This window comes from Sinanaerobacter chloroacetimidivorans (assembly GCF_018128545.1).
Classification (GTDB): domain Bacteria; phylum Bacillota; class Clostridia; order Peptostreptococcales; family Anaerovoracaceae; genus Sinanaerobacter; species Sinanaerobacter chloroacetimidivorans.
The window spans coordinates 1-2122 of sequence record NZ_JAGSND010000048.1 but is presented as its reverse complement, the minus strand read 5'-3'; the positions used below and the strand labels follow the sequence as shown (position 1 = coordinate 2122).

2 protein-coding genes and 2 pseudogenes are annotated in these 2122 nt (G+C 47.3%); all 4 read right to left on the bottom strand.

Annotation, left to right across the window (positions count from 1 at the left end):
* Positions 1–93 precede the first annotated feature (93 nt).
* Positions 94–327, bottom strand: coding sequence for a hypothetical protein (locus KCX82_RS22770; RefSeq protein WP_227020730.1), 234 nt, complete (start codon positions 325–327; stop codon positions 94–96).
* 36 nt (positions 328–363) lie between these two features.
* Positions 364–1467 (bottom strand): annotated as a pseudogene (gene tnpC, locus KCX82_RS22765) (IS66 family transposase).
* 48 nt (positions 1468–1515) lie between these two features.
* Positions 1516–1671, bottom strand: a pseudogene (locus tag KCX82_RS23480) (IS66 family transposase zinc-finger binding domain-containing protein); the annotation flags it as partial.
* Between the two features lie 29 nt (positions 1672–1700).
* The gene (locus KCX82_RS23475) at positions 1701–1964 is read right to left on the bottom strand and encodes a transposase domain-containing protein (protein ID WP_465250703.1); all 264 of its coding nucleotides are present in this window, start codon (positions 1962–1964) and stop codon (positions 1701–1703) included.
* Positions 1965–2122: the final 158 nt, after the last annotated feature.

Sequence of the window (2122 nt, the reverse complement as noted above, 5' to 3'; positions counted from 1 at the left end):
GTCTATAAACAGTATAGTACATATTCCGAGAACCAGAATGAGAAGAGTACTATAACTTAATAATACGAAGCGTCAAACTGGTCCGGACGTGAGCTACAACAAGTCAGATTCACCTACGCCAAGGAAATCAGCATTGTTGATCATGATCCTGTAATCGTCGTCATCTATGGTGTGGCTCTCGGCATATTCGACAGTGTCATCTATCGTGTCTGCAAATTTACGTGCCAGGCGCTTGTTCTCTCGTTCCATCATGGGAAAATGTTCAATGACATAGCCTGAATAATCCATTTCAAAGGCTCTCGTGATATTTTTCCGTCGGCGAGGCAAACTCGATCATGAATGCCGTATGTTTTCCTACTTTCATTAGTCTTCCTCCCATGGATATTTTTCAGGTTCTACATCGTTTGGTCTCGGTGCAAAGACCTTGTCCAGCAGTGCGCTGCTTCCGGGCAGGAAGTCGTTAACAGTGCCTGCAAAACCGGGTTTTCCCAGATTAGGAGCGTTTGTCAGAATCCACGTTAAATATTCAAACGGATTCAAGCCGTTCTCCTTTGCCGTAACAATCAGGCTGAAGTAAACCGCACTGGCTCTTGCGCCGCCCGGTGTGTTGGAAAAAAGCCAGTTCTTGCGCCCAATGACAAAAGGCTTGATGCTTCGCTCCGCACGGCTATTCGATATTTCCAGGCGACCGTCCAACAAATATCGCCCAAGATATTTTCTCTGAGACTTTGCATAATACACCGCCTTGCCAAGCAGGGTATTGGGCAGCACGGTAAGCTGGTCAATCCAATCAAAAAATTCACCCATCAGTGGCTTAGCAAGCCGTTCGCGCTCTTCCAGTCTTTTTTTCGGGGTCAGCGAAACGAGCTGTTTCTCAATATGAAACAGTTTATCACAATAGTTTACTCCCTTTGCGGCATTGGAAGCCGCCCGGCTCTCCTTTGGCAAGCTTTTCATCGTATCGAACAGTTTTCGTCGCAGGCGATCAAGACAACCGACCACAATAATTCTCTCAGGCAGCTTATGATAGCCATCATAGCCGTCACAATGCAGGTACCCTGAAAAATCCTTTAGAAATTCTTCCGGATGCGTATGCTTTCGGTCCGACTGGTATTCATACAGCACAAGCTGATGCTTTGCCTCCCCGCTGGTGCGATACAGCCACATGTAACTCTTTGACTGTGCCGTTTTGCCCGGCTCCCGGAGCACTTGAAGGACGGTCTCATCTCCATGAAGCATATCGTGATCGCACAGCCGACGCTTCATCGCCTCATAGATCGGCTCCAGCCAATCCTCCGATGCCTTAATCAGCCAGTTGGACATCGTCTACCGCGAGAGAAGGATGCCGCTTAGCTTCCACTCCTGCTCCTGCCGGTAAAGCGGCGATGCCATCATAAATTTCTGTACCGCAATATGTGCAATTGCATCAGGAGAAGCAAAGCCTCCTTTTATGACGGGCTCCGGCATATCTGCCTTTACCATCGGTACATGGTCGGAGGTTCCCTCACAGTTCCGGCATGCATAAACATGACGTACATGGCGTACAATAACCGCTTTTGCAGGGACAATCTTGAGTTCCTCTCCTGTTTCTCTGCCCATTGTGTGCAATGCACCGCCGCAAACCGGACAGATACGCTTTTCATCCGGCAGTTCATGCTCAATTACTTCCACAGAAAGCTCTTTCGGCAGTTTATCCGATGTCAGGCGAACGTTCTTGTGTAGTGCGCCTTCACTTCGGTCAAGGGCGGCTCGGTCACTGATAGATCAAAAGTCGCCTCCGTCTCGTTGAAAAGATTCATCTGATCAGCACTGCTCTGTTCGCTGGAGGCACCGTATTGCTTCCGGCGTAAAAGACGGAACTGCTCCAGCAGCCACTCGTTCTGCTGTTCCAGTTCCGTAATTCTGCGGTCCTTTTCTTCAATTATGTCGAGCAGTTCTGCTGCTGAATTACTCTGGGTTTTCATAAGTAAATTTTACCATAAAAACCACATAATTTCAAGCTTTTGAGCACTTTTCCACAAGGAGTTAATTGAAAAAGTAAGTTACGTTTTTTTATGTTATTCGGAAGTTAGTCTTTCAATACTCTGATATACTAAAACAGATATCTGCCCTGATACAGTCA

Excerpts from the sequence above, each read along its gene's own strand:
- KCX82_RS23475 (WP_465250703.1), bottom strand. The coding sequence starts at position 1,964 with ATGAAAACCCAGAGTAATTCAGCAGCAGAACTGCTCGACATAATTGAA.